General features: G+C 69.1%; 24 protein-coding genes. 15 read left to right on the forward strand and 9 right to left on the reverse strand.

The window, feature by feature from the left end; genetic code table 11:
- Positions 1 to 72: 72 nt before the first annotated feature.
- The gene (locus ABL308_04210) at positions 73 to 3,630 is read right to left on the reverse strand and encodes an autotransporter domain-containing protein (protein XBQ17084.1); all 3,558 of its coding nucleotides are present in this window, start codon (positions 3,628 to 3,630) and stop codon (positions 73 to 75) included.
- 437 nt (positions 3,631 to 4,067) lie between these two features.
- On the opposite strand from ABL308_04210, the gene ABL308_04215 reads away from it, so the two are divergent.
- The 3 genes from ABL308_04215 to ABL308_04225 all read left to right on the forward strand — a co-directional run bounded on the left by ABL308_04215 (position 4,068) and on the right by ABL308_04225 (position 8,032).
- Entirely contained in the window at positions 4,068 to 4,208 is a 141-nt protein-coding gene (locus ABL308_04215) for a hypothetical protein (protein XBQ17085.1), read from the forward strand.
- A 108-nt stretch (positions 4,209 to 4,316) separates the two neighbouring features.
- Positions 4,317 to 5,819: a CoA-acylating methylmalonate-semialdehyde dehydrogenase gene (locus ABL308_04220; protein XBQ17086.1), complete on the forward strand. Its 1,503-nt coding sequence runs from the start codon at positions 4,317 to 4,319 to the stop codon at positions 5,817 to 5,819.
- 131 nt (positions 5,820 to 5,950) lie between these two features.
- Complete coding sequence (locus ABL308_04225; GenBank protein XBQ17087.1) at positions 5,951 to 8,032, forward strand: alpha/beta fold hydrolase; 2,082 nt, start codon at positions 5,951 to 5,953, stop codon at positions 8,030 to 8,032.
- 112 nt (positions 8,033 to 8,144) lie between these two features.
- Here the strand turns inward: ABL308_04225 and ABL308_04230 are convergent, their stop codons facing one another.
- Positions 8,145 to 9,269 carry a phenylalanine 4-monooxygenase gene (locus ABL308_04230; GenBank protein ID XBQ17088.1) on the reverse strand — a complete coding sequence of 375 codons (1,125 nt, stop codon included), beginning with the start codon at positions 9,267 to 9,269 and terminating at the stop codon, positions 8,145 to 8,147.
- A gap of 157 nt (positions 9,270 to 9,426) precedes the next feature.
- Here ABL308_04230 and ABL308_04235 point away from each other — a divergent pair, with 157 nt between their 5' ends.
- The 4 genes from ABL308_04235 to ABL308_04250 are packed head-to-tail and all read left to right on the forward strand — an operon-like array spanning position 9,427 to position 11,684.
- Positions 9,427 to 10,569, forward strand: coding sequence for an iron-containing alcohol dehydrogenase (locus ABL308_04235; GenBank protein ID XBQ17089.1), 1,143 nt, complete (start codon positions 9,427 to 9,429; stop codon positions 10,567 to 10,569).
- Between the two features lie 28 nt (positions 10,570 to 10,597).
- Complete coding sequence (locus ABL308_04240) at positions 10,598 to 10,912, forward strand: nucleotidyltransferase domain-containing protein (GenBank protein XBQ17090.1); 315 nt, start codon at positions 10,598 to 10,600, stop codon at positions 10,910 to 10,912.
- Positions 10,909 to 11,256 carry a HepT-like ribonuclease domain-containing protein gene (locus ABL308_04245; GenBank protein ID XBQ17091.1) on the forward strand — a complete coding sequence of 116 codons (348 nt, stop codon included), beginning with the start codon at positions 10,909 to 10,911 and terminating at the stop codon, positions 11,254 to 11,256. The genes ABL308_04240 and ABL308_04245 overlap by 4 nt, the downstream gene beginning before the upstream one ends.
- The gene (locus ABL308_04250; protein XBQ17092.1) at positions 11,253 to 11,684 is read left to right on the forward strand and encodes a thioesterase family protein; all 432 of its coding nucleotides are present in this window, start codon (positions 11,253 to 11,255) and stop codon (positions 11,682 to 11,684) included. The genes ABL308_04245 and ABL308_04250 overlap by 4 nt, the downstream gene beginning before the upstream one ends.
- Here ABL308_04250 and ABL308_04255 read toward each other — a convergent pair.
- Positions 11,681 to 12,436, reverse strand: a complete 756-nt coding sequence (locus ABL308_04255) for a hypothetical protein (protein XBQ17093.1) — start codon at positions 12,434 to 12,436, stop codon at positions 11,681 to 11,683. The genes ABL308_04250 and ABL308_04255 overlap by 4 nt on opposite strands.
- Before the next feature lie 171 nt (positions 12,437 to 12,607).
- On the opposite strand from ABL308_04255, the gene zapE reads away from it, so the two are divergent.
- A complete protein-coding gene (gene zapE / locus ABL308_04260; GenBank protein XBQ17094.1) occupies positions 12,608 to 13,672 on the forward strand; it encodes a cell division protein ZapE in 1,065 nt (354 codons plus the stop codon).
- Here the strand turns inward: zapE and ABL308_04265 are convergent.
- Positions 13,669 to 14,874, reverse strand: coding sequence for a glycosyltransferase (locus ABL308_04265; protein ID XBQ17095.1), 1,206 nt, complete (start codon positions 14,872 to 14,874; stop codon positions 13,669 to 13,671). The genes zapE and ABL308_04265 overlap by 4 nt on opposite strands.
- Positions 14,875 to 14,973: 99 nt before the next feature.
- Between ABL308_04265 and ABL308_04270 the strand changes: the two genes are divergently transcribed.
- Together ABL308_04270 and ABL308_04275 are read left to right on the forward strand one after the other, a co-directional pair.
- Entirely contained in the window at positions 14,974 to 15,378 is a 405-nt protein-coding gene (locus ABL308_04270; protein ID XBQ17096.1) for a DUF2177 family protein, read from the forward strand.
- Between the two features lie 157 nt (positions 15,379 to 15,535).
- Entirely contained in the window at positions 15,536 to 16,453 is a 918-nt protein-coding gene (locus ABL308_04275) for a delta-class carbonic anhydrase (protein XBQ17097.1), read from the forward strand.
- 75 nt (positions 16,454 to 16,528) lie between these two features.
- Here the strand turns inward: ABL308_04275 and ABL308_04280 are convergent, their stop codons facing one another.
- From ABL308_04280 to ABL308_04300, 5 genes are all read right to left on the reverse strand, one after another.
- Positions 16,529 to 18,118, reverse strand: a complete 1,590-nt coding sequence (locus ABL308_04280; protein XBQ17098.1) for an AbgT family transporter — start codon at positions 18,116 to 18,118, stop codon at positions 16,529 to 16,531.
- Positions 18,119 to 18,418: 300 nt separating this feature from the next.
- A complete protein-coding gene (locus ABL308_04285; protein ID XBQ17099.1) occupies positions 18,419 to 18,859 on the reverse strand; it encodes a hypothetical protein in 441 nt (146 codons plus the stop codon).
- Between the two features lie 4 nt (positions 18,860 to 18,863).
- Positions 18,864 to 19,148, reverse strand: a complete 285-nt coding sequence (locus ABL308_04290; GenBank protein ID XBQ17100.1) for a hypothetical protein — start codon at positions 19,146 to 19,148, stop codon at positions 18,864 to 18,866.
- Positions 19,149 to 19,215: 67 nt separating this feature from the next.
- Positions 19,216 to 19,386 carry a hypothetical protein gene (locus tag ABL308_04295; GenBank protein ID XBQ17101.1) on the reverse strand — a complete coding sequence of 57 codons (171 nt, stop codon included), beginning with the start codon at positions 19,384 to 19,386 and terminating at the stop codon, positions 19,216 to 19,218.
- Positions 19,387 to 19,419: 33 nt separating this feature from the next.
- Positions 19,420 to 19,596 carry a DUF1328 domain-containing protein gene (locus ABL308_04300; GenBank protein XBQ17102.1) on the reverse strand — a complete coding sequence of 59 codons (177 nt, stop codon included), beginning with the start codon at positions 19,594 to 19,596 and terminating at the stop codon, positions 19,420 to 19,422.
- Positions 19,597 to 19,789: 193 nt separating this feature from the next.
- Here ABL308_04300 and ABL308_04305 point away from each other — a divergent pair, with 193 nt between their 5' ends.
- The 5 genes from ABL308_04305 to ABL308_04325 all read left to right on the forward strand — a co-directional run bounded on the left by ABL308_04305 (position 19,790) and on the right by ABL308_04325 (position 24,411).
- Positions 19,790 to 20,668, forward strand: coding sequence for a diacylglycerol kinase family protein (locus ABL308_04305; GenBank protein ID XBQ17103.1), 879 nt, complete (start codon positions 19,790 to 19,792; stop codon positions 20,666 to 20,668).
- Between the two features lie 46 nt (positions 20,669 to 20,714).
- Positions 20,715 to 21,071 (forward strand): glycine zipper domain-containing protein, encoded by a 357-nt coding sequence (locus ABL308_04310; GenBank protein XBQ17104.1) that lies wholly within the window; start codon positions 20,715 to 20,717, stop codon positions 21,069 to 21,071.
- 291 nt (positions 21,072 to 21,362) lie between these two features.
- Complete coding sequence (locus ABL308_04315) at positions 21,363 to 22,352, forward strand: hypothetical protein (GenBank protein ID XBQ17105.1); 990 nt, start codon at positions 21,363 to 21,365, stop codon at positions 22,350 to 22,352.
- Positions 22,349 to 23,269 (forward strand): alpha/beta fold hydrolase, encoded by a 921-nt coding sequence (locus ABL308_04320; protein XBQ17106.1) that lies wholly within the window; start codon positions 22,349 to 22,351, stop codon positions 23,267 to 23,269. The genes ABL308_04315 and ABL308_04320 overlap by 4 nt, the downstream gene beginning before the upstream one ends.
- Positions 23,266 to 24,411: a PLP-dependent transferase gene (locus ABL308_04325; protein XBQ17107.1), complete on the forward strand. Its 1,146-nt coding sequence runs from the start codon at positions 23,266 to 23,268 to the stop codon at positions 24,409 to 24,411. Before ABL308_04320 ends, ABL308_04325 begins: the two co-directional genes overlap by 4 nt.

The following is a 24,411-nucleotide window of genomic DNA, read 5'->3' on the forward strand; positions in this document are numbered from 1 at the left end:
TTCATCAAAATCACAAACGAAAACGGCCGCCTCTTTCAAGGCGGCCGTTCCGTGTTCGTCGTCGACTTCGCCTTAGAAGGTGAAGCGGGCGCCGATGGAGAAGCTCTCCGCGTCGAGCGCGCCGTGCTGACCGTCGACCGCGTCGAAGTTCAGCGACACCGCGAAGCCGTCACGGATATAGGTCGACACCGAAGCGCCGTACTCGTGCCAGGTGTCGTTGGCGACGCCCGGATCGACTTCGACCACACCCGGCGCGGCGTTGAAGCTCACGAAGGTCACGTCGTTGTTCTCGGTCCGGCGATCGTTCGCCACGCCGGCGTAGGCGCGCGGCTCGAACACCGTGTTGAACAGGGTGATCGAGTGGGCGAGGTTGACGCCCAGCCGGGCGACGAGCTCGTTGTCGATCGACTCCGCGAGCGTCAGCGAAGCCGGAGACCCGGCCGACGTGCTGGCGTCGAACTCGGTCTCGAGCCAGGTCAGGCTGGCGTACGGCGAGACCTGGAGGCCGTTCTCGAAGCGCAGCGCGTAGGACGCGCCGATCGTGGCTTCCAGGGTCTGGCCGTCCTGACCGCCGGACACCGGCAGCACGACGCCGCCGACGACCGCCGAGCGGGTCTGATCGGCGCTGTGGTCAGCACCGGCCACCCGCAGAAGACCGGTCAGGTCGCCCTTGGTCGCCAGCGCGTAGGCCGCCAGTTCGATCGACTGCACGTCGGTGCGGGCCATGCCGCCGCCGCCGAGCGCCTGATCGGTGGTCGAGTCCGCATAGCCCAGCGAGGCGCCCAGGCGCAGCCATTCGTTCAGGGCGTAATCGCCGCCGACGAAGCCGAACTCGCCTTCGAGATCGCCGCCGCCGGAAGCCGCGGTGGTGCGAACGTCACCGTTCACCATGCCCACTTCACCGAAGACGCGGAACTGGCCGACTTCCTGGATCTGCGGGCCGGCGGCCGCCTGCTGGGTGGCGAGCGCCAGAGACGCGCGGTTGAGATCCATGCGCTGCTCCGAGCCCATCATCTGCGCGGTGAAGGCCATCGGCGCGACCGGGGCGGACGCGCTCGAACCGCCGGCGAACGCCATGTCGAACATGGAGCGCATGAACATGGTCTGGTGCGCCGAGGCCCCGCGACGAAGCTGGTAGTGCTCGTGCGGCACCAGGTTCTCCAGCGCATTCAGCAGGTTCTGGCCTTCAAGCAGGTCGATCTGGCCGTAGATCGAGGACAGCGGGCCGTAGCTCGTGTCGCGGGCGTTGTCGAGGAAGTCCGCGATTCCGCGCTGGGACGGGCTGGTGAACTCTACGATTTCGGAGAAGTTCGCCGCGTCGACCACCAGCTGCACCGAGTCCGACGACAGGACCGAACGCAGGGTCAGAACGCCCGGCAGGTCGATGAAGCCGTCGAAATCGCCCACGAGCGCGCCCGTGTACTGCATCACGGTCGCCGTGTCGCCGAAGGTCGGCACATAGCCGCCGATCGGGTTGATGCCGGCGAAACCGCCCAGCGACACGTCGCCGTTCACGATCAGCTGGTCGGACGCCGCGCCGTCCCAGTCGAACACGGCCGCACCGGCCGAGGACTGAATGTAGTCGCCGTCGATCGTGAGATCACCGATCGCGCCCATGTCGCCGGGCGTCACCATGCCGGCGACGTTGAACAGCGCACCGCTAACGAGCTGGCCGTTGCCGAAGAGCAGGTTGAAATCGATCAAATTGAGCTCACCGCTGCCCGAGAGCGTTCCGCCCCAGAGCACGACCTCGCGCGTGGACAGAGCTCCGTCGACATGCAGATTGCCGGCGAAGACCTCCGCGCCGATCAGGCTGAGCAGTTCGTTGCCGGCCTGGATGTCCAGCCCGGCGAACACGTTGGCGATGCTCAGCCGGTCGATCTCGGCGAACGCCACGTCGAAGGTCGTCGTGCCGGCGTTGCGCAGGGTCACGTCGAAGAACGCCATGTTGGCGTAGTCGTTGTTCGGAGTGAACCCGCCGATCGTGCCGGGGCCGCTGGTCGCCGGGGCGAGGTTCGCACCGGTGAAGTCGATGGCGCTGCGGCCGATCTCGGTCGTGCCCGAGCCGAGATTGGCGGCGAGAACGCCGGCTGCGGCGTTGTTCGTCGGCGCAGGGGCCGCGCCGGCTTCGATCGCCTGGGCCTCGACGGGACCGCTGGTCATGCGGCCGTCGTCGGCGACGCCGCCGCCCACCGTGGCCACGAGACCGTCAGCGGCGAAGTTCGTCGCGCCTTCACCCGTGGCGATGTTGGCGGCGAGCCCCGTTGCGGCGAAGTTCGTCGCGGCGGCGGACGCCGGCTCACCCGCCGAGCCCGACAGGTCGGGCTGGCCGAGGCCGAGCACGGTGCCGAGCGAGGGCGTGCCGGGGTTGACGGTCTGTTCGGGCTCGATGCTCGTGCACTGGACCAGCTCACCGCCTTCATAGCAGGTGTAGCCGGGATCCATGTCCTGCGACCAGCGCGCGGCGTCGGACCAAAGCCCGTCGCCCGCAGCGGCGCTCACATACTTGTACGGGTTGTTCTCAGCGATCCATTCCCGGTACGCGAACAGCGGGTTGTAATAGCTGACCGAGCCGTATTCCTGGCCGGCGGCGCTGTAGAAGCCGTCCACGAAACCGCCCGACAGCACGCCCAGGATCAGCGGGTTCGGTCCGAGATTCATCGCCATGAGCGGACCGCCGGAATCACCGCCGGCCGTCGCCACTTCGTTCGGCAGCGCGTCGCCTTCGAACAGGTCGAGCGACGGTCCGGGCAAAAGGACGGTGTCGCCGTCGATGAACGCGCCGCTGGCGCCGTCCCAGTCGGAGCACTCGATCGAATCAGGCAGGCCGAACAGCGAGTCGGGGCCGCGGGTGCAGGTGCCGGTCCGGCCCGGCAGGTCGAAGTCGATCCAGTAGGTCATCTGGGTGTTGTCTTTGCCCGGCGCGGACTGATCGCTCTGCGCCACGGCGGAGAAGAAGTCGTTGAACGAGCCCAGGAAGCCCAGCATGTTCTCGCCGGCGCGGCGGCGGCCGTTGATGCCGACGGTGCCGGTCGAGCCGGGGCCGTAGGAGCCGTAGCCGATCATGTTGACGTGGACGCCGGCGTTGAAGACGTCCTCGGGGATCGGGCTGAACAGCATGCCGTAGGTCGGCAGGGTGTAGAGCGGATCGAGAACCGGGATCATCGCGACGTCTTCGGCGGGGAAGTTCTCGTTCGCGAAATCCGCGCCGTCAGGCAGCATCACCGACAGGCCGAAGCTCAGGCCGTTGCGGGCGTCGATGAACTGGTCGTCGGTGCCGATCCAGTTGAACAGGGCGTCGAACGTGTCCGGTCCATAGGCGATGATCGGCGTGGTGGATCCCGAGAAGAAACCCCAGTTGCCGGTCGGCTGGCTGTTGAAGCAGTGCGCCGCGCTGATCACCGTGCGCGGGTTGATCATCGAGCCCGTGCAGTTGAAGAAGATGTTCCCGCTGGCGCGGTCCCAGGCGTAGATCTGGATGACGCCGTCCCAGGGCGCGGCGAATTCCTGCGCGCCGGCGTCGCCGACATCGTCGCGGTACGGAATGGCGTGACCCGCGCTGGACAGGCCGGCGGCGATCACGGCGGCGGAGGCGGCAGCCAGAAAGGCTGTCTTCAGCGTCTTCTTCATGGGGTTCCCCGATCAGTGGTTTTTTGTGAGTTGAGCATCACGCTCATCTGGCCCAGAGTTGACCGGCTGGCGCAGTCGGCGTCAACGTCAGACGGGGAGGCGAACCGTTGAAAACGCCGCACTTGCGGCGCTGCTGTGTCCCGAATGTGACACTCGCGCTAATGCTTCTCTCCGCCTGCGCCGCTCCGCCCGGCGAGACCCCGTCAGAAACCGCACTGGCGGCGGGGACAGATTTCGATGGCCCCCAGGGCGACCCGCCGCAGAACCGTATCGCCCCGCCGCACGGCGAGCGGATTATCCCGGTGGCCGATCCCGCCGGCGTCCCGCCCGGCGCCTGGACCTCCGCGGCGGGATGCGTTCTCGAAATCGTTGCAGACGGACTCGCCTTGAGCGGGAGCGGTTGCGCGCCGCCCGTATCGGAAATTGTCGCCTGGCGGATGAGCGCCGAAGCCCCGCTCAGGATCGACTTCCTCGATCGAGACGGCGTCAATATCGCGGACGGGCTTCTGCTCAGCCGGGACCGGATCGAGCTGCTCGCTCCGGACGGCGGCCGCGAGGCGTTCAGCCGGGTCCGGTGAGATCGGGCCGGCCCGCGCCTCGACATTGCGGCCACCCCTCCGTTAAACCGTCGCCCGACGTCAGACCGCCGCCGCCCCTCGCGCGGCGCGAACCCAGGAGCGACCGCCATGGCCCAGCGCGACATTCACCACTTCATCAACGGCAAGGCGGTTCCCGGGACCTCCGGCCGCTTCGGCGACGTCTACGACCCCAACACTGGCGAAGTGCAGGCGAAAGTCGCACTGGCGACGGCGAAGGAACTCGGCGAGGCGGTCGAGATCGCCAAGGCCGCCCAGCCGGCCTGGGCCGCGGTGAACCCGCAGCGCCGCGCCCGCGTGCTCTTCAAATTCAAGGAGCTGCTCGAAGCGAACATGGACGAGCTCGCCCGCCTGCTCGCCAGCGAGCACGGCAAGGTGGTCGCCGACGCGCGCGGCGATCTTCAGCGCGGCCTGGAAGTGATCGAATTCGCCTGCGGCGTCCCCCACCTTCTCAAGGGCGAATACACCGAAGGCGCGGGCCCGGGCATCGACGTCTACTCCATGCGCCAGCCGCTGGGCGTGGTCGCCGGGATCACCCCGTTCAACTTCCCCGCCATGATCCCGATGTGGATGTTCGGCGTGGCGATCGCCTGCGGCAACGCCTTCATCCTGAAGCCGTCGGAAAAAGACCCCAGCGTGCCCGTGCGCCTTGCCGAACTCATGCTTGAAGCGGGCCTGCCCGAGGGCGTGCTCAACGTAGTGCACGGCGACAAGGAAGCGGTCGACGCCATCCTCGATCATCCCGACATCAAGGCGGTGAGCTTCGTGGGGTCTTCTGACATCGCGCAGTACGTCTATTCGCGCGGCACGGCGAACGCCAAGCGCGTGCAGGCCATGGGCGGGGCGAAGAACCACGGGATCATCCTGCCCGACGCCGACATGGACCAGGTGGTCAAGGATCTGGTGGGCTCGGCCTACGGTTCGGCCGGCGAGCGCTGCATGGCGCTGCCCGTCGCGGTGCCGGTGGGCGAGGACACCGCCGAGCGTCTGATCGAAAAGCTGATGCCGGAGATCGAGAACCTCGTCCCCGGCGTCTCCACCGATCCGGACGCCGCCTACGGCCCGGTCGTCAGCCAGGCCCACAAGGAGAAGGTCGAGGCCTGGATCGGCAAGGGCGTCGAGGAAGGCGCCGAGCTGCTCGTGGACGGCCGGAACTTCACCCTGCAGGGCCACGAGAACGGCTTTTTCATCGGCCCCTCGCTGTTTGACCGGGTGACCCCGCAGATGAGCGCCTACAAGGAAGAGATCTTCGGCCCGGTCCTGCAGATCGTCCGCGCGAAGGACATGGAGGAGGCCGCCCGGCTTCCTTCAGAGCACCAGTACGGCAACGGCGTGGCCATCTTCACCCGCAACGGCCTGGCCGCGCGCGAATTCGCATCCAAGGTCAATGTCGGCATGGTGGGAATCAACGTGCCGATCCCGGTGCCCGTCGCCTATCACAGCTTCGGCGGCTGGAAGCGCTCGGCCTTCGGCGACGCCAACCAGCACGGCATGGAGGGCGTGCGCTTCTTCACAAAGGTGAAAACCGTCACCCAGCGCTGGCCGTCCGGCGAGGTCGCCGACCAGGCCTTCGTCATCCCGACCATGCAGTGATTTCAATCCCCTGACGGATCGGAGACGCCGGGCCATGCGCCCGGCGTTTTTCGTTTTGCCCTTGAGTCCCCGCGCCCGGGCGGTCAGACTTCCTCAGATCGGCTCAGGGGAGAGCCCGAGGGGGAGACGTCATGACCATCCGCAATCTCGCCGCCGCAGCGGTGCTCGCCGCCTTTACGTCCGCCGCGTTCGCGCAGGAGGACGCCGCGCCGGCCGCAGACGCCGCACCGGCTGTGAGCGAAGCGCAGGCCGCGCCCGCCGTCTTGGACTGGCCGGTTCCCGAGCCGGTCGATTTCGTCTGCCCCTTCAAGGGTGAAATCGACTACGAGCCCGGTGACATCGCCTGCGGCTTCATCACGGTCCCCGAGAACCGCGAAGACCCCGACACCCGCTTCATCCGCCTGCACTACGTGAAGATCGCCGCCACCGGCGAGGAGGAAGACTATCGCGAGGACCCGGTGATCTACCTCACCGGCGGGCCGGGCGTGGGCGTGGGCGGTTATGTCGACCGGCTGCGCGAACACGACCTGCTCGACCAGCGCGACCTTTACATTCTCGAACAGCGGGGCATCGGCGCGAGCGGCGATTTCTGCCCGTTCTACGGCATGACCGAACGCGCGCTGACGCACGCCGACGACATCGAGGAAGCCCAGCGCAACGCCGAGGAGATCACGCGCAACTGCTTCGAGGCCGCGCGCGCGGCCGGCGTGGACCTCACCGCCTACAACACGGTGGAGAACGCCCGCGACGTGAAGGCGCTCAGGCAGGCGCTGGGCTACGAGCAGTGGAACGTCTGGGGCATCTCCTACGGCTCGCATCTGGGTCAGATGCTGGCGCTGCAGGATCCCGACGGGATCAGCGCGCTTGTCATCGACGCTATCGTTCCCAACGACCTGACCGACCTGATGCGGCGGGCGCACTGGGCGAACGTGATTCTCGAGAAGGTTTTCACCGACTGCGCCGACGCAGCCGTTTGCGACGGGCTCGAAGCCCGTTTTGAGGCCGCGCTCGATTCGGTGCGCGACAATCCGATCATCGTCGAGACCGACGACGCGGAGCTGTTTCCCGAGGGAGAGGCGCGGTTCACCGGTTTGATCCTCGCCTTCGCACCCTTTTCCATGGCCTACGAGCAGGACGAACACCCGGCCATTCCGGCGGTGATCGATACGCTGGCGCGCAAGTACGAGACCCGCGACGAAACGTTCTTCGAACTGCTCGCCGGCGGCATGGACGAGGTCGGCCCTGGCGGGCTGACGATCAGCCAGGGGATGAGTTCGGCAATCCGCTGCAATGACGGTTATGTTCACGCCGGGGCTGCGGCCGCCGAGCGCGACCTCGCCGAAAATCCGCGCTTCGCCGGTCTGATAAGCACGGTGGACGGAGCGCGGTACGCCGCGCGCATGTGCGAGGAGGAGGGTCTGGCGCCGCGCGACCGGTCCGACTACCGCTTCGTGGAGACGGCGATCCCGACCCTGGTGATCAACGGCGGCTGGGATCCGGTCACTCCTCCTGAGCTCGCAGAATACATCGCGCCGGGCTTTTCCAACGGCCGCTATATCGAGGTCCCTTACGCCGGCCATGGCCCGACGCGCTCGATGGCCGAATGCGCCGGTCCGGTGCTGAACGCCTTCTTCGACGACCCCGACCCCGCCGCGCTCGACGCGTCCTGTCTCGAGGAGGGCGTCGCCGCGCCGGTCTATCTCGATCTCGCTGCGACGGACGGGCCGATCAAGCTCGCCGCCAAGGCCGCCGACGATCCCAAAAAAATGGTCGTGCCCGGCGCCTGGGCCGGCGCGTCCCTGCTCGTGCTGTTGCTGGGCTTCGTAATGATCCCCGCCGGCGCTGCGGCGCGCCTTGTCGACCGCCAGCCCGCCACCGAGATCAAGGCCGATCTGGCTGCAGCGCGCTGGCTGGGCTGGCTCGCCGCGATCGCCGGGCTCGGCTTCGCCGCCCTGACCGGCTACGGGCTCTGGGCGACCAGCGAAGTCTCGATGATCGCCGTGATCGGCGGTCTGCACCCCGACGCGGCCGCCGCGCCCTGGCTGGCGCTCGCTGTGGGCGTGCTGGGCCTTCTGACGCTGATCTCTCTGGTCATGCGCCGGGCGTCAGGCGGTTCGATCCGCATCGGCTCGCTGATCGGGCTGGTCCTGATCGGGGTCGCGGCCGTGGCGCTGGCGGCGTTCGCCTTCGTCTACGATCTCGGCCCGCTCTGAGCGCAGCGCCAAAAAAAGCCGCCGCCGGATCGATCCGGCGGCGGCGTCATTCTTCAGTGAAGCCGCCTTCGGTCAGCCGCGCTGTTCGGGCGGCCGGCCGGTCAAGCTCGGGTCATGGGCGCCGGTTCGCGTCGCGGATCGCCTGCATGTGGCTCATCGCGCGCGGTTTTCCCTTGCCGCCGCAGAACTTGTATTCCTGCGTGCCCTCGCTGACGACCACGTCGGTGTCCAGAAGCGCGGTGGTCGCGTAGGTGAAACCGGCAGGCAGCTTTCTGTAGATCGGCGTGAAGTCGCGCCCGGCCGTGGCGTCGTGCAGCGCCTTGATGGAGTCGATGACGAAATACGTGTCCTGAAAATCGCTGATCACATAGTCGGTGCGCATCACCCGCTCGGGCACCATCTTGATGCGGTGCGGGCTGTCTGAATAGAGCGAGAACAGGGTCTCGTCCGGGCTCGACAGGATGCCCGCGCCGTAGACGCGCAGCTCGCCGTCTTCCTCGATCAGTCCAAACTCCACCGTGTACCAGTAGATCGCGCCGAAATTCTTCAGACGGTTGTGCTGGATCGCCCGGCGGCCGCCCGCGCCGTAGGCCTGAATGTAGTCGGCGAAGAACGGGTCCATCAGCATCGGCACATGGCCGAACACGTCGTGGAAGATGTCGGGCTCCTGCAGGTAGAACAGGTCGTCCTCCACCGCCGTGTATTCGACGTGCTCAGGCGCGCGGCCGGTGTTGGCCTCGCGCACCTTCGCGGTTTTCGGCTTGCCGCCGCGAATGAAGGTGCCGGCGGGAAAGCGCCGGTTCTCCAGATGCCAGAAGAAGACGTTGTCAGGGATGAGCTCGGGCACGGGGATGACCGTCCAGCCCGTCGCCGGCTCGAGGATGGCGTTGATGTCGGCGAAGTCCGGAACGCCGTCCCTGAACAGGTGCTCGAGCTTTTCAAAGCCCTTCATGAAGTCGGAGCACGCCCGGCCGGGCAGCATCTTGCGCTGGCTTTCGTAAAGCAGCCGCCAGCGATGGTGCTCGGCCTCGGTGTAGACCGGCTGGCGCTTGAGCCGCCAGCCGCGCGCCTCGAAATCGCTCTCGTCCAGCCGGTGGCCTTCGGGGCGGATCGCATAGCGGTGCAACGCTCCGCCCGGTCCGGTCAGGCCTTCGCCCGAATCCTGGGTCAGCGGATCGAAATACGCCTCGCCCATGTCGGGGATGTCGGTCTCGACGGGTCGGTGATCGTCGTGCATGGCGGCCTCCGTCACGCGGGGGGAAGAGCGGATTGTCCGGCGCGAGATGTATCGCCTAGTCTGCCCCCAAGACAACGCGACATAAAGCGATCGGCTGCGCCGACCGCGGGGGCGACATAAAGCGATCGGCTGCGCCCGCAGCTCGAGGGGAGAGACGATGACCAGCGCCTTCACCTTCACCACCGTGCCGAAAGTCCTGTTCGAGCCCGGATCGAGCGCCCGGCTGGCGGACACCGCCGCCCCGGCGCTGAAGGGCGCGAAGCGGGTCGTGTTCGTCACCGACGCGGGCGTTCTCGGCGCCGGGCTGGCCGACGCCGCGCTCGACGGGCTGAAGGCGGCGGGGATCGCGGTGCATGTCTATGACAAGGTCGTCGCCGACCCGCCCGAGCGCGTGATCTTCGACGCCGTCGCAGAGGCGCGCGAATTCGGCGCGGAGGCCGTCATCGGCTTCGGCGGCGGCAGCCCGATGGACACCGCGAAGGTGCTCGCCGTCCTTCTGAGCGGCGAGCAGGACCTCTCGCAAATGTACGGCGTTCAGAAGGTCACCGCCTCGCGCCCGCCGCTCGTCCTGCTGCCCACCACGTCGGGGACGGGCTCTGAGGTGACGAACGTCGCCGTGGTGACCACGGGCGCGACGAGCAAGCGCGGCATCGCCGCCGACCCGCTCTATGCGGACATGGCGATCCTCGATCCGGACCTGACACTGGGCCTGCCCGCCCACCCCACCGCCTATACCGGCATCGACGCGATGGTCCACGCCATCGAGGCCTTCACCAATCGCCGCTCGAAAAACCCGGTTTCCGACGCGCTGGCTCTGGCCGCGCTGAAGCTGCTGCACGGCGCGATCCTCACCGCCTGCGCTGACGGGTCGGACCGCAAGGCGCGCGGGGACATGCTGCTGGGCGCCATGCTGGCCGGTCAGGCCTTCTCGAACTCGCCCTGCGCCGGCGTTCACGCCATGGCCTATCCGCTGGGCGGGATGTTCCACGTGCCTCACGGGCTTTCGAACGCGGTCGTTCTGCCCCCCATGCTGCGCTTCAACGCGCCGGCCTGCGAGCCGCTTTACGCGGAGATCTCGGCCCATCTCGGCCTGAGGCCCGGCTCGGCGGGGCTCATCGAGGAAATGGACCGCATCGCCGAGGCGGTCGGCATCGAGCGCCGCCTCAGCCAGCTGGGGATCAGCCATAACGACGTGCCCGCCATGGCCGAAGACGTGGCGGCGAACGACCGCCTCCTGCCCAACAATCCCCGCGAGATGAATTACGAGGCGATCGTGGCGATGTACGAAGAGATTTTGTAGGATCGCGCTCAGACACGAGGACCCCGTCATGCGCGATCTCGCCGAGCCCGTGGCCGACATCGAAGAGGTAGTGAGCCGGCTGAACGCGGCCGCTCCTCGGCTGCGCGCGCTGGGCGTGCAGTCGCTAACGGTGTTCGGTTCGTTCGTGGACGGCGCGCCGACCGGATCCAGCGATGTCGACTTCGTCGTCAGCCCTCGGCCCGCGACGTTCCGCAAGCTCATCGAGGTCGAAGACGCCCTCGCCGACATCATGATGCGCGATGTGGACGTGCTCACTCCGGCCGCCGTGAAGCCTTATCTGCGTGAGCGGATCGAGCGCACCGGACGGCGCGTCGCCCTATGAACGACAAGACGCTCCAGCGGCTCCGGGACGCCCGGCGCCATGCCCGGCTTTCACTCGAAGCGCTCGACCGTTTCGGCGCCGACCTGGTGACCGATGTTTTCGCGAGCCTGGCGCTGGAACGCAGCGTCGAGATTACTGGCGAGGCGCTCCGGGCGATCATGGAGCACGACCCCGAGTTCGTCGCGCGCGCGCCGGGCCTGCCCTGGAAGCCGGCGATCCGGCTGCGCACCCGGCTCGCCCACGGCTACTCCAACATCGAGACCGATTTCCTAGTCGAGACAGTGCGCGCCGAGTTTCCCGAGCTTCTCAGCCAGCTCGACAGCCTGCTCGAGGCGTTCGAATGACCCGCCCCGCACCCGCCGTTCGCGCCGACTTCGCCGTCTTCGAGCCGATCGAGACGCGCTGGGCGGACAACGACGTGTACGGGCACGTGAACAACGTCGTGTATTACGGCTTCTTCGACACCGCCGTGAACCGCCGGCTGGCGAAGGCCGGGCTTCTGGACATCGAGGCGGGCGAGACCATCGGCCTGGTGGTCGAGACCGGATGCCGCTACCACGCGCCCGCAGCCTTTCCCGACGCTCTGGACGCAGGTCTGAAAGTTGCGCGGATCGGCACCAGTTCGGTGCGCTACGAGCTTGCGATCTTCCGTCAGGGCGAGGACGCGGCCGTCGCCGAAGGCTTCTTCGTGCATGTCTATGTCGACCGGCGGACCCGCCGCCCCACACCGCTGGACAGCCGCTGGCGGCAGGTGCTGGAGGGCTGGCGCTAGCCCGCCTCGCCCAGCATCATGCCGGCGGCCATCGCGGCGACGGCGAGCGCGAAGATCACCGCCAGCGTCGCGTACAGCCAGCCGCGCTCGGCGAGCAAAGCTCCTGATCCGTCCCGGCGCGGCGCGAGCGGGCCGGTTTCGCCGGATTTTTTCGGTCGTTCCAGTTCGCGCGCGATCTGCAGAAGCGCGCCGCGCGGATCAGGATAGCCCGCCGCGACCGCGCCCCAGCGCTGCAGCTTCTCGAACGCGGATTTCCCGTCGCCCAGACCGTCGCTCAACTCCGCGCCGATCGACTGAAGCGCGCTGGTGAAGCTCTCGTCGTCCTCGTCGTCCTCGGCTTCGTCCTCGGCGGCGGCCTGCTCCTGCGGGGTTTCGGCCTTCACCGCCAGCACCGCGATGCGGCGGCCGGCCCAGCGGACCTTGTGGTGGCGGCGCATCGCTTCGGCCTCGATCTGCGGGGCGAAGGCGACCACGCCCCCGGCCATGGCGAGCAGCGTGGTCAGCGCCCAGCCGAAATCGCCGAAGATCGCGCCCAGCGCGCCCGTCCCCAGCCCGCCGAAGATCGCGACGGCCCCGCCCAGGATCGCGGACGCGTTCTGCCGGGCGAGGAAGAGAAACCGCATCGTGGCGGCCTCCCCGGCGATGGCGGCGACGTGGCGGGGCGGAAATCCGGCCGCGGACAGGCGGGCGGTCTCGGCGGGCTTCAGGCCCGGCGCGAACTCGGCGCGCGGATCGAGCTTGGAGGCGTCCATAAAGGCAAACCTGTCGCGCCGAGTGGTGGAGGTCAACGGCGGCTTTGCGAAACCCCGCCCGGCGCGTTATCAGCGCGCCATGCGCCGTATCGAACGCCCTGTCCTGCTGATCCTCGCCGCGATGGCCGCCTTCGGCCTTCTGGGTCTGGCGGTCTTGCGCTGGAGCCTTGCGTGACCCCGCTCGAACGGCTCGCTGCGGAGGTCGAGGCCGGCCGCCTGCAGCCCGATCCGGGCCAGCGCGCGGCCGCCGAGCGGCTGACCGCGCTTTGCGCCGAGATCGCCCGGTGGAAGGGCGGCGAGAGCAAGCTGTTCAGAAAGTCCCGGCCCGCGCCGCGCGGGGTCTATCTCTGGGGCGGGGTCGGTACGGGCAAGTCCATGATGATGGACCTGTTCATGCGCTCGGCCCCGATCGAAAAGAAGCGCCGCGTTCACTTCCACCAGTTCCTTCAGGAGATCCAGGCGCGCATCACCGCAGAGCGCGCACGCAAGGACCGCGATCCCCTGCCCAAGGTCGGCGCGGCGATCGCGAAGGAAACCCGGCTTTTGTGCTTCGACGAGCTTCAGGTCACCGACGTGGGCGACGCGATGATCCTGGGCCGGCTGTTTCAGGCGCTGTTCGAGGCGGGCGTGGTGATGGTCGCCACCTCCAACCGTCCGCCGCAGGACCTCTACAAGGACGGGCTGAACCGCCAGCTCTTCCTGCCGTTCATCGCCCTCATCGAGGCGCGGCTCGACGTCATGCGCCTCGACGAGGGGCGGGACTACCGGCTCGACCGGATGGAGACGGGGCCGGGGTATTTCGCGCCGCTGGGGCCGGACACCGACGCGGCGATGGACCGGTGCTTCGCCCGTCTGAGCGGCGGGGAGGAGGCGCGGCCCGCCCAGATCGCGGTGCGCGGACGCACCGTGCCGGTGCGCGCCGAAGCCGGCGAGGTCGGCCGGTTCGCTTTCGCCGATCTGTGCGCCCGGCCGCTGGGCCCGGCGGACTATCACGCGATCGCGCAGCGCTACCCGACCGTGATGATCGATCACGTGCCCGCGCTGACCCCTGACAAGCGCGATCAGGCCAAGCGTTTCGCCACCCTGGTCGACGAGCTTTACGAGGCGAAGACGCGCCTGGTGCTCAGCGCGGCGGCCGAGCCCCACGCGCTTTATACCGAAGGCGAGTATGCGTTCGAGTTTGAGCGCACCGCCTCGCGTCTGGTGGAGATGCGCAGCCGGATGGGCGCGTCCTAGCTGACCCCGGCGCGCGCACAGGCCGCCTCGAACACTGCGCGGCGGCGGCGCGCCAGCGCCATGGCGCTGAGATCGCGGGCGTAGGCGAGCCCGGCGCGGCGGCGGCGCATCATGTCCCTGGGATCGTTCCACAGCCGCTCGACCGCGTCGGCCAGGGCGGCGGGCGCCGTGGCCCTTGCCAGCCGGCCGCACGGCGTTTCCGCGATCAGGCGGCGCGCGGCGGGATCGTCGGCGGACGCCACGAGCGGCCGGCCGAACGCACAGGCGAGACGATAGGCGTCCGCCCCGCCCCGCCGCGCCGGCGCGAGCACGATATGGGCGCGGTCGCAGGCGGCGTGCAGCGCCGCCTCCGAAGCCGGGCCGAGATCCTCGATTCGGGCGGCGAGTTCGCCCTGAAGCCCCATCGCGACGAGCCGGCGGCCGATCTCGCCCGGCGGCAGCCCGGCGGTCACGAGCACGGGAGGCGGCGCCCCGTTCGCCGCCGCACGCCGGGTCAGAAGCGCGAGGGCTGCGAGGCTCTGGTCGATGCCGCTGGCGGGTCCCGCCGCGCCGGGCGCGAACAGGACCGGGCCGCGGCGCCGGTCGGGCGGCGCGCGGCGCTGACCGCGGGCCAGAACATGATCGGGCAGAGGCGGCGGCGCGTAGGCTTCGCGGTCGGGCGCCACCGGGCCGAAACGCGCTTCGGCTTCTTCACGTGCGGTTTCCGACAGGGCGATCCGGGCCGCCGCCCGGCCGGCCGCGCGGCGTTCGAGCCAGCTGCGGATCCGGTTGGGCTCGCCGCCCGCCCGTCCGCCGACGCAGCGCAGCACCAGCGGCGCGTCCGCGGCCGTCGCCGCCAGCCCCGCCAGGCCGCCGGTGTCGGGCGCTTCGATCACGTCGAACGGACGCGCGGCGTGGGCGCGGACGAAAACACGGCGCAGGGCGAGCGCGTCGAGCACCGGGCCGCCGCCGAGGCGGCGCGCCGGGCTGAACCCGCGCGCCCCGACCCGGCCCGCACAGCCGTGCACGAGCAGATTGTCGTCGAGCCGGGAGTCCACGCCCAACCGGTCCAGCGTGAAGACCTCGACTTCGCAGCCCGCCTGGACGAGCGCTTCGGCGATCGCGCCGATCTCGCCGAAGCGCGCGGCGAACATCGCGACCCGAAGGCGGCGGCCTGGCGCGCGGGCCGGGGCGTTGGCAGGATTGAGAAAGGCGGCGGTCATGATCGCGAAACCGCCGTTCGCCGCGCTTCGTTCCTGTCGTCAAGCAGATGCGAGAGCGCCGGAACCGGGCGCCGATCGCCCCAACCGGAAAGGACCGCCATGATCGCCTTTATCGCCGCCTGGCTCGCCGTCGCCGCAACGTTTCTCGTTCTCGACTTTCTCTGGCTCGGCGTGATCGCCCGGAAATTCTACCGCAGCGCCGCCGGTCCGGTGCTCGCCGACAGCTTCGGCAAGGCGCCCGCCGCCGTGTTCTATCTGATCTACGTCACCGGGATCGTGATCTTCGCGCTGGCCGCGCCCCTGTTCGGGGTTGGCGTTGCAGCGGCGGGCGGGCAGGGGGCGCTGTTCGGCTTCTTCGCCTATGCCGCGGTGAACTTCACCAACGCCTCGGTGCTCAGCGCCTGGCCGATGCGGCTTGCGATCGTGGATACGATCTGGGGGACGGTGCTGACCGGGGTGTCCGCTGCGGCAGGGGCGTGGGCGCTCGTCGCCGCAGGCGGCTGAAGGGCGCCGCGTTCAGAAAACACGGCGCTGATCATCGCGAACCAAAGCGGCGGATCGCTCGCCCAGGTTCGGAAATTCTTGTCTGCGGAGGCGAATGACCCTATCTCCCGCTTGGGTCGGCTCAGGCCGGCCGGGTCATGTTCAAGGGGAGGCTATCATGAAATACGCCGTATCGACGTCCGTGCTCGCCGCGGTTCTGCTCGCCGCCTGCAGCGGCCCGGCCGAGGACGCTGAAGCGCCGGCTGAAGACGCCGCGCCCGCCGAAGAGGTGATGAGCGAGGACGCCGCGCCGGCCTCGGGCGAAGCGAACACGCCTGAAGAAGCGATGATGGCCTCTGCGCCGATCTGCGAAGGCTTCGGCCCGCAGACCCCGCGCGACATCGCCAACCGCGAAGGGACCAACCCGGTCGAGTTCCCGCTGGCGCCCGCGCCGTCCGAACTCAATCTGTGCAACATCCACACCCACACCAACGCCGAGCACAAGGCGCCGGGCTTCTCGGTCTTCGTCGGCGACAGCGACGACGGCGGCTACGCCTGTAACGAGACCGAAAGCCTGACCGAGGCCGAGCTCACCGATCCCGCGAACGGCGAAGGCGCCTTCGGCGGCGTGGCGCCGGGCGATACGATCGAGGTGCACTGGGTGTTCTCCAGCTGCGACGTCGCGCCGGGCGAGGGCCTGGGCTCGTGCCTGGCCGAAGGCTGCGAAAACCCGCTGCTCCGCGTCGAGGCGCAGAGCTTCCTGGTGGTGAACGATCCCGAGAACGCTCTGGACTTCACCCAGTTCGACTATGCCGGTTCGGCGAACGAGGCCGGCCTGCACCAGCCGCGCGCCCTGCCGACGGGGTCGGGCGATCCGGTGCTGTTCCGCGGTTCGACCACCGGTCCGAGCTACGACCAGCAGACCTGCTCGCCGCTTCAGGTGACCTGGAACGTGCGTCCGCAGTGCCAGAAGGTCGACATCTCCTCGCTGCATCGCTGGGCGGCCGAAGGCAACGCGTTCAACGAGACCGAATCCCACGGCGTGCGCCAGCTGGTGACCGCGCCCGAGCTGCTCTCGCCGATCGAAGGCGAATAAGGCTCGATCAGGCCTGACGCGAAAGCCCCGGAGCGGTCCGCCGCTCCGGGGCTTTTTCGTTTCCCGGGCTTTTCGTTACGGCGCCGGGTAGACGGTGGGCGAGCCCGGCCCGACGGGGAAGTCGAACACGAAGGTGAAGACGTAGAAGAAGCCCGACCAGAAGATCAGGAAGAAGATGGTGTAGGGCAGCATCATCGCGATCAGCGTGCCCACGCCCAGATCCTTGTCGTAGCGGGTCGCCCAGGCGAGGATCAGACCGAAATAGCTCATCATCGGGGTGATGATGTTGGTGGTGGAATCCCCGATCCGGTAGGCGGCCTGAATGACTTCCGGCGAATAGCCGATCAGCATCAGCATCGGCACGAAGATCGGCGCGGTCACCGCCCATTGCGCCGAGGCCGAGCCCAGCGACAGGTTGATCACCGCGCACATGGCGATGAACAGGAAGAACACCGCCGGGCCGGTCAGCCCGGTGTCCTTGAGAAATTGCGCGCCGGTGACCGCGGTGATCGCCCCCAGATTGGTCCAGCCGAAAAAGGCCACGAACTGGGCGGCGAAGAAGACGAGCACGATGTAAAGCCCGAGCGAGGACAGCGCGGCGGCCATGGCGTCGATGACGTCCCGGTCGGTCTTCATCGTGCCGACCACGCGGCCATAGGCGTAGCCCAGCGTCACAAAGAAGATCAGGATCCAGACCACGAACCCGTCGAAGAACGGCGAGTCGATCCGGTCGCCCGTTTCAGGGTTCCTGAGCACGCCCCAATCAGGCGCGAGGGTCAGCGCCATAACCCCCAGCACGGCCAGCAGCGCCAGCGCCGCCCAGCCCAAGCCCTTCTTTTCGAGCTTGCTGAGCGGCTCCATCATGTTCTTGTCGAGCACGCTGGGATCGGCGCGGGAGGGATCGTAGGGGCCGAGCTTGGGCTCGACGATGAAGATCGAGACCAGAGAGCCGATGATCGTCACCACGAAGGTCGACGCGAACATGAAGTACCAGTTCGCGGTCGCCACCACGGTGTAGTCGGGATCGATCAGCTGGGCGGCCTCTTCGGTGATGCCCGCGAGCAGCGGGTCGATCGTGCCGATCAGAAGGTTCGCGCTGTACCCGCCCGACACCCCGGCGAAGGCTGCGGCCATGCCCGCCAGCGGATGGCGTCCGAGCGCGTAGAAGATCGCCCCGCCCAGCGGCACCAGCACGACGTATCCGACTTCGGAAGCCGTGTTGGAGATCACGCCGGCCAGCACCAGCGCAACGGTGACGAGCGCGCGCGGCGCGGAGAGCACGAGCGCGCGGACCGCCGCTGACAGGAGGCCTGATTTCTCCGCCACCCCGACGCCGAGCATCGCCACCAGCACCACGCCGAGCGGCGCGAAGCCGGTGAAATTGTCCACCATGCCGGTGAAGATGCGCCTCAGCCCGTCCGCGTTCATCAGGCTGACCGCGCGGATCATGCCGTCCTCGGCGACGCCGCGCGATCCGGCCGGACGGGGGTCCTCCACCGCCAGACCCAGCCAGCCGAACACGCCGGAAAGAACCACCACGCCCACGGCGAGAATGGCGAACAGCGTCACGGGATGGGGCAGCAGATTGCCCAACCATTCCACGCCGTCGAGAAAACGCGTGAACGCGCCCCGGCGGCGCGCCGGTTCGGTCTGGCTGTCGGCCATGGCGGAAATCTCCTCACCCCTGATGCAGCTGAGAATGGACTGCAATGGGGGGCGGAAATCAACCGCTGCAGGCTGAGGGGCGCACATAAACGACCGGCGCGGACTGGGCCCGCGCCGGTGAAGGGGGAGGATCGGGGTCGGGGAGACTGCGCCGCGCCGCCGTCCGGGGGCGGGGCTGACGGAGAGCGGCGGCGCGGCGCAGGTCTCGAGCTTCCGTGAAATGCGGAAGCGAAGGGAGAACTCTCCGTGAGACCTCCGGTTCCCGCCCCCTGAAGAAAAAATTTGGATTTACGCTTCGGGCTATATCCGGCCCGCCGTGGCCAGTCTCGCCAGCTTGACGACCATGGCCGGTTTGCGCCCCACGGCGGCGCCCAGACCGACCAGCAGGGCGGTCGTCTGGAGCGGCTTTTTCGCCATGGCGAGCTCCAGCGTCTGGATCGCCATCGGGGCGTTCTTGGCCAGCGAGCTGGGGAGCATCGCGGCGATGCCGCCTGCAGCGGGCGCGCCGCTGGCGGCGGCGGCTGCTGCGGCCGCGGCGGCCTTGCGCCGGCGTGCGCGGGCCCTGAGCACGAGCGCGGTGATCGCCGCGATCGAGCCCAGAAGCAGCCAGGCGAGCGCCAGCCCGCCGCTGCCCCAGGCCACCCCGTAGGCGTCCGCCAGGCCGTACCAGAGGGCATGGCTGGCGAACACTAGGGCGACCGCCGGGCCCAGCCCGGCGACGATCATGAGGAAAATACGCATCGGCCTAGCGGCGCAGCAGCAGGGCGCCCAGGAAGCCCGCGCCGATCGCCGCGCCACAGGCGGCGAGCGGACGTTCGCGGATATAGTCGCGGACTTCCTCGTCCAGTTCATAGGCCTCGTGGGCGGCCTTGCGCGCGGCGTCCTTCGCCCCGCGGCCGGCCTTGCGCGCGGCCCCGGTCACCCCTTTGCGGGCGTCGCCGGCTTCCTCGCCGGCGAGCTCGCCCAGATGGGTGATCAGCGAGTCCACGTCTTTGCGCAGGGCTCTGAGATCGCTTTTCACGTCGCTCATATCGGTCCTTCTCGGCATGGATCTGCTCCGAACTGTGCTCAGCGTATCGAGGCTGGAGCGCCGGCGATCAGGACGGCTCCTCAAGCTCCTCCTCGGCGTTCTCAGCGCCCTCCTCGATCTCTTCGCCGGCTTCCTCGACATTCTCGCCAAGCTCCTCGAACGGCTCTTCTTCCTCTTCGGCCTCGCAGGCGCCCAGGGCGGCCGCTCCGGCCAGGATCAGCAAAAGACGAAAGCTCATATCGTCACTCCTCTCTGATGTCGGTGATGTTGGTCAGGGCCGCGGCGAGCGCCCGCGGAACAGGCCCACGATCAGCGCCAGCACGAACAGGACCAGGAAAATGAAGAACAGGATCTGCGCGATGCCGGCAGAGGCTTCGGCGATGCCGCCGAAACCAAACAGCGCAGCGATCAGCGCAATCACAAAAAAGGCGATAGCCAGTCTCAACATGGGATAGTCCTCCAGACACGGCGCCGTCCGCGCCGCTTCGCCAAATCAACGCCGGCCCTTGAAATCAGGTTCCGAATCGCCGCGCTCCGCTTGTGGCGAAACCCAGCCGAGCGGCGGCGCGTTGACAGGAACGCGCAGGTCTCCTCGCGCGTATGCGTCTGTCATATCGAAAATGCCCAGAAAGGAGCCGCCCTTGGCGCCGTCCGCCCCCGCCTTCGTCGTCAACACGTCCAGTCAAACGATCGAGGGCCCGGAGGGCGAGGAGGAGCTCGCGCGCATGCGCGGCGTGTGCTCGGTCAGCCTTATGGGAATCTATCGCGACGCCGATCCCGGCCTGGCTGCGCGCCGGGCGATCGACGACGGCGCGGACGCGATCATCACGCTGGGCGGCGACGGGACGGCGCGGTCCGCCGCCCAGGCGATCTACGAGGCGGAGAGCGACGCCCGGCTCGTCGCGCTTCCCATGGGCACGGCGAACCTGCTGCCGCGGCGGCTTTATTCCACGCGCAGCACCGACGACATCCTGGGCGCGCTGGACCGGCTGGAGCCCGCCGCTCTGCCCGGCGGCGTGGTCGGCGGCGAGGTGTTCCTGATCGCGGCCGCAGCCGGGTTTCCCACCACCTTCGCCCGCGCCCGCGAGACGGCGCGCGATCCCTCTCGCGAGCACCGGCTGAAGACCGCGCTCAAGCGCGCCTCGGCGGGATTCTCGGAAATGTTCGCCTCCCGCCTGCGCTTTGCGGCGGACGGGGCTGAGAACGAGCGGCTGGACCGGGCGAGCGGGTTAATGTTGTGGGTGGAGGAAAACGCAGACAGCTTCGATTTCGCCGCGATCAACATCGAAAGCATCGCCGGCCTCGCCGGGCTCGCCCTCGGCGCGCTCAGCGAAAGGCTGCGCTCCGACGAGCGGCTCCTGCTTCGCGAGGCGCAGGAGGTCTCAATGCGCTCCAAACGCGCGATTCCCCTGATGGTGGACGGAGAACCGCGCAGCTGCGGGCGCAAGGCGCGCTTCAACTTCAAGCCCGATCTCATCCCCGTGCTGCGATGGCCCGAGGGCGGAACGGGAACGGCCTGACCGGGCGCCACGTTGCCAGACCGAGCCGACCCAAGGAGAGACCCCCATGATGAAGTTTGCAGCGGCCGCGCTTTCGGCCTCCGCCCTGCTCGCCGGTTGCGCGGGCTATGAGAACACCACCCGCAGCGCCGCTGTCGGCGCAGGCGTCGGCGCTGTCGCCGGCGGCGCGATCGGCAATAATGTCGGCGACGGCGACGCCACGACCGGCGCCCTTCTGGGCGCGGCGGCCGGCGCAGCGCTCGGCGCGGCGCAAGGCTGCAGCGCGGACAATGTCTGCCCCTGGAACAGAAACAGCCAATACCACTCGGACCTCAGGTACGACCGGTCCGCGGACAGGTATTTTTACTACAACGAACGCAACGGCTGCACCTACTGGCAGAACGGCGACCTTCGCGGTTGCTGATCGCGCCGGTCAGACGATGCGCGAAAAGGCCGCCGGGCCCCGGGTCCGGCGGCTTTTTTCATGCCGGAGCAATAGCCGGGTTTACATGACATAAGGATATCTTTATATCCGCATATGCGCCGATTTGAGCTTCAGCTTGCGGGCGCGGAACAAGTGCGGCTAAAGCGAAGCGACCGGACCCGAGCGCCTTTCAAGGCGTCTTGAAGGGCGTCAGCCCGCGTCCGGCGTTCGGCCAGAGCCTCCTTGCCCCGCCCGCAGTCGCGCGCGCTTCGAACGCAAGGAGAATGAGCCATGACCGCCGCGATCCGCACCGCCCCACAGCCCCTTCAGCGCGCCCCCGAGCTGCGGCCCATGCCTGCGCCGGGACGGCTGAGCGCGGTCATGCTGGGCTGCGGGGTTGTCGGCGGCGGCGTGGCGGACCGGCTGCCCGCCGGCATCGCGCTGCTCGGCGTTCTGGCGCGCACGCCGCGCGAGGCGCGGGTCGGCGGCGCTCCGGTCACGACCGATCCCGACGCGCTGTTCGCGCTCGACCCCGATCTCGTCATCGAGGCCCTGCCCGCCGGCGCGGACGCGGAGCGCCTGCTCGAACGCGCCGTGGTCGAAGGCCGGCATGTGATCACCGCCAACAAGGACGTCGCCGCCAGACGGCCCGATCTCGCCCGCCGCGCCGCAGACGCAGGCCGCGTCTTCGCCTGCTCGGCGGCGGTGGGCGGGGGCGCGCCGATCCTTGAAACCGCCGCAGCGCTCAGGGAGTCCGGCGCAGGCCTGGTCCGGGTGCGCGGGGTTCTGAACGGAACGTCGAACTTCGTGCTCGACCGGCTCGCGGCGGGTGAAAGCCTGAAAAGCGCCGTCGCCGCCGCCCAGGCCGCAGGCTTCGCCGAAGCCGATCCCAGCGCCGATCTCGACGGCGTGGACGCGGCGAACAAGCTCGCCCTGATCGCGCGCGCGGCCTGGGGCGCCGAGCTCGATCCCGCTTCGATCAAGACAGAGTCCATTTCCGCCCTGCCGAAGCAGACCGCGCGCGCGGTTCGCGAGAGCGGCCGCGTCCTGCGTCAGGTCGCGACCCTCGGCCGGCGCGGCGCGGCGATCACCGCACGCGTGCGGCTGGAAGCCGTCGAGCCCGGCGATCCGGCCGGGCGAGCGCGCGGCGAAGGCAATATCGCGGTCTTCCAGCCCGAGCGCGGCGCGGAAGTCATCGTCGCGGGCAAGGGCGCGGGCCGCGAGCCAACGGCGGCGAGCGTGATCGCCGACATCGAGCGGCTGCTGGAGCGGTGTCGATGAACGCGGTCGCGATCGCTGCACGGGCGAGCGAACTCGTCTGCGGATTCTCACGTCCCTCCGGCGGATGGCTGGAGGCGCGCGGCCGGGTGACCGGCCCGGTCGACGGACCCGAAACCCTGGTGCTCGGCGGCGTCTCCGCTGGCCGCGCGGTCGCATCAGGGCCGGGGGAGACCGGCTGGTGGCCGGGCGTCGCGGAGGCGGGCGGCGCGCTCGACCCCGCCCGGACACGCATGCTCGGCCTCGACTTCGTCACCGAAGCCGATCCGTTCCCGAGCGTCGAAGATCAGGCCGCCGCCGCTCTGGCCCTGGCGGACGCGGCCGGCTTCGGCCGGTTCAGGATCGTCGGGGCGAGCTATGGCGGGGTGATCGGTCTCGCGATCGCTGCAGCCGTGCCCGATCGCATCCGCCGGCTGGACGTGCTGTGCGCCGCGGCCAGACCTTCGCCGCTCGCCACGGCCTGGCGTTCGATCCAGCGCGAAATCCTGGCGCTGGGCGCAGAGGCGGGCGATCCGGCCCGCGGCGTCGATCTCGCCCGCCGGCTCGCCATGACCACCTATCGCACCTGTGAGGAGCTTCACGCCCGCTTCGCCGATCCCGAACCCGGCGGTCGGGACGCGGACGGGGTCGCCGCCTATCTCGCCGCACGCGGGGCGGATTACGCCGCGAAGACGCCGCCGGAGAAAATGGCGGCCCTGCTTCAGTCGATGGACGCCGCCGACGTCGCGATCAAGGCGATCGCCGCGCCGGCGCGTTTTCTCGCCATCACGTCAGACCGGCTCGTGCCGCCCCGCGACATCCGCGCGACGGCGGCGCGCATCCGGGAGGCGGCGGTCGTCGAGATCGACAGCCTTTACGGGCATGACGGCTTCCTGAAGGAGACCGCGGCGGTGAACGCGTTTCTGGGCGGGGCGTCGTGACCGCGCTTCGAACCCGCGCCGCCCGGGCCGGCATCAACGCCGATCCGGGCCATCAGGGGGTGGTCGCGCCAGTTTCGGTCTCCGCCGCCTATCGCCGCGCGGACGCCGCAGAGCCCGGCGCGTTCGACTACGCCCGGACCGACCAGCCCGGCCGCCGCCTGCTCGCCGAGGCGCTGAGCGCGCTCGAAGGCGCAGCCGGGACGGTCGTGACGAGCTCCGGCATGGCGGCGATCGATCTGGTCCTGAACCTGTTGCCGAACGGAGCGCGGATCGTCTGCGCGCACGACGCGTACGGGGGCACCCACCGGCTGATGAACGCCAGAGCCGCCCAGCGCGGGTTCACGCTGGTGTACGCCGACTGCACCGATCAGGACGCGCTGGACGCCGCGCTCGGCCCCGGCGCGGATCTCCTGTTTCTGGAAACCCCGTCCAATCCGCGGCTGAGGATCACCGATCTTCGTCACGCCTGTGCGGCGGGCCGCGCCGCCGGGGCGCTGGTGGCGGTCGACAACACCGTGCTCACCCCGGCATTGCAGCGGCCGCTCGCCTTCGGCGCGGATCTCGTGGTCGCCTCGGTCACCAAGATGCTGAACGGGCATTCCGACATGGTCGGCGGCGCGGTCGCCTGCGCCGATGCGGAACGCGCTGAAACGCTCGGCTGGTGGGCGAATGCGGCGGGCGCGGGGGCGGGTGCGTTCGACTGCTTTCTGGCTTTGCGCGGCTTGCGCACCCTGCCGGTCCGCGCTGAAGCCCAGTCCGCCGCCGCGCTGAAGATCGCAGAGCGCCTCAGCGTCCATCCAAAGGTCGCCCGGGTGGATTATCCCGGCTTGCCGGGCCATCCCGGCCACGGCCTCGCCGCGCGCCAGCAGGACGGGTTCGGCCCGCTTCTGAGCCTCGAACTCACCGCCGGCGCGGAGGCGGCGCGGCGTTTCGTGTCGAGCCTGAAGCTTTTCACCCTCGCCCAGTCGCTGGGCGGGGTTGAGAGCCTCGTCGCGATCCCTGCGCTGATGACCCATGCGGCGATGAGCACGGAAACCCGCACCGTAGCGGGCGTGGGCGACGGGCTGGTCAGGCTGTCGGTCGGGCTCGAAGCGGCCGAGGATCTGATCGCCGATCTCGAGGCCGGTCTCGCCGCGCTGTGA

The organism is Oceanicaulis sp. (assembly GCA_040112665.1).
Lineage (GTDB): Bacteria > Pseudomonadota > Alphaproteobacteria > Caulobacterales > Maricaulaceae > Oceanicaulis.

What these genes read in the sequence shown, in the direction of transcription:
- ABL308_04210 (XBQ17084.1), bottom strand. Translation starts at nt 3,630, where the DNA reads ATGAAGAAGACGCTGAAGACAGCCTTTCTGGCTGCCGCCTCCGCCGCC.
- ABL308_04295 (XBQ17101.1), bottom strand. Translation starts at nt 19,386, where the DNA reads ATGAGCTTTCGTCTTTTGCTGATCCTGGCCGGAGCGGCCGCCCTGGGC.
- ABL308_04275 (XBQ17097.1), top strand. Translation starts at nt 15,536, where the DNA reads ATGAAATACGCCGTATCGACGTCCGTGCTCGCCGCGGTTCTGCTCGCC.
- ABL308_04315 (XBQ17105.1), top strand. Translation starts at nt 21,363, where the DNA reads ATGACCGCCGCGATCCGCACCGCCCCACAGCCCCTTCAGCGCGCCCCC.
- ABL308_04265 (XBQ17095.1), bottom strand. Translation starts at nt 14,874, where the DNA reads ATGACCGCCGCCTTTCTCAATCCTGCCAACGCCCCGGCCCGCGCGCCA.
- ABL308_04320 (XBQ17106.1), top strand. Translation starts at nt 22,349, where the DNA reads ATGAACGCGGTCGCGATCGCTGCACGGGCGAGCGAACTCGTCTGCGGA.
- ABL308_04280 (XBQ17098.1), bottom strand. Translation starts at nt 18,118, where the DNA reads ATGGCCGACAGCCAGACCGAACCGGCGCGCCGCCGGGGCGCGTTCACG.
- ABL308_04250 (XBQ17092.1), top strand. Translation starts at nt 11,253, where the DNA reads ATGACCCGCCCCGCACCCGCCGTTCGCGCCGACTTCGCCGTCTTCGAG.
- ABL308_04290 (XBQ17100.1), bottom strand. Translation starts at nt 19,148, where the DNA reads ATGAGCGACGTGAAAAGCGATCTCAGAGCCCTGCGCAAAGACGTGGAC.
- ABL308_04245 (XBQ17091.1), top strand. Translation starts at nt 10,909, where the DNA reads ATGAACGACAAGACGCTCCAGCGGCTCCGGGACGCCCGGCGCCATGCC.
- ABL308_04310 (XBQ17104.1), top strand. Translation starts at nt 20,715, where the DNA reads ATGATGAAGTTTGCAGCGGCCGCGCTTTCGGCCTCCGCCCTGCTCGCC.
- ABL308_04255 (XBQ17093.1), bottom strand. Translation starts at nt 12,436, where the DNA reads ATGGACGCCTCCAAGCTCGATCCGCGCGCCGAGTTCGCGCCGGGCCTG.
- ABL308_04270 (XBQ17096.1), top strand. Translation starts at nt 14,974, where the DNA reads ATGATCGCCTTTATCGCCGCCTGGCTCGCCGTCGCCGCAACGTTTCTC.
- ABL308_04215 (XBQ17085.1), top strand. Translation starts at nt 4,068, where the DNA reads ATGAGCGCCGAAGCCCCGCTCAGGATCGACTTCCTCGATCGAGACGGC.
- ABL308_04220 (XBQ17086.1), top strand. Translation starts at nt 4,317, where the DNA reads ATGGCCCAGCGCGACATTCACCACTTCATCAACGGCAAGGCGGTTCCC.
- ABL308_04230 (XBQ17088.1), bottom strand. Translation starts at nt 9,269, where the DNA reads ATGCACGACGATCACCGACCCGTCGAGACCGACATCCCCGACATGGGC.
- ABL308_04240 (XBQ17090.1), top strand. Translation starts at nt 10,598, where the DNA reads ATGCGCGATCTCGCCGAGCCCGTGGCCGACATCGAAGAGGTAGTGAGC.
- ABL308_04285 (XBQ17099.1), bottom strand. Translation starts at nt 18,859, where the DNA reads ATGCGTATTTTCCTCATGATCGTCGCCGGGCTGGGCCCGGCGGTCGCC.
- ABL308_04225 (XBQ17087.1), top strand. Translation starts at nt 5,951, where the DNA reads ATGACCATCCGCAATCTCGCCGCCGCAGCGGTGCTCGCCGCCTTTACG.
- ABL308_04235 (XBQ17089.1), top strand. Translation starts at nt 9,427, where the DNA reads ATGACCAGCGCCTTCACCTTCACCACCGTGCCGAAAGTCCTGTTCGAG.
- ABL308_04300 (XBQ17102.1), bottom strand. Translation starts at nt 19,596, where the DNA reads ATGTTGAGACTGGCTATCGCCTTTTTTGTGATTGCGCTGATCGCTGCG.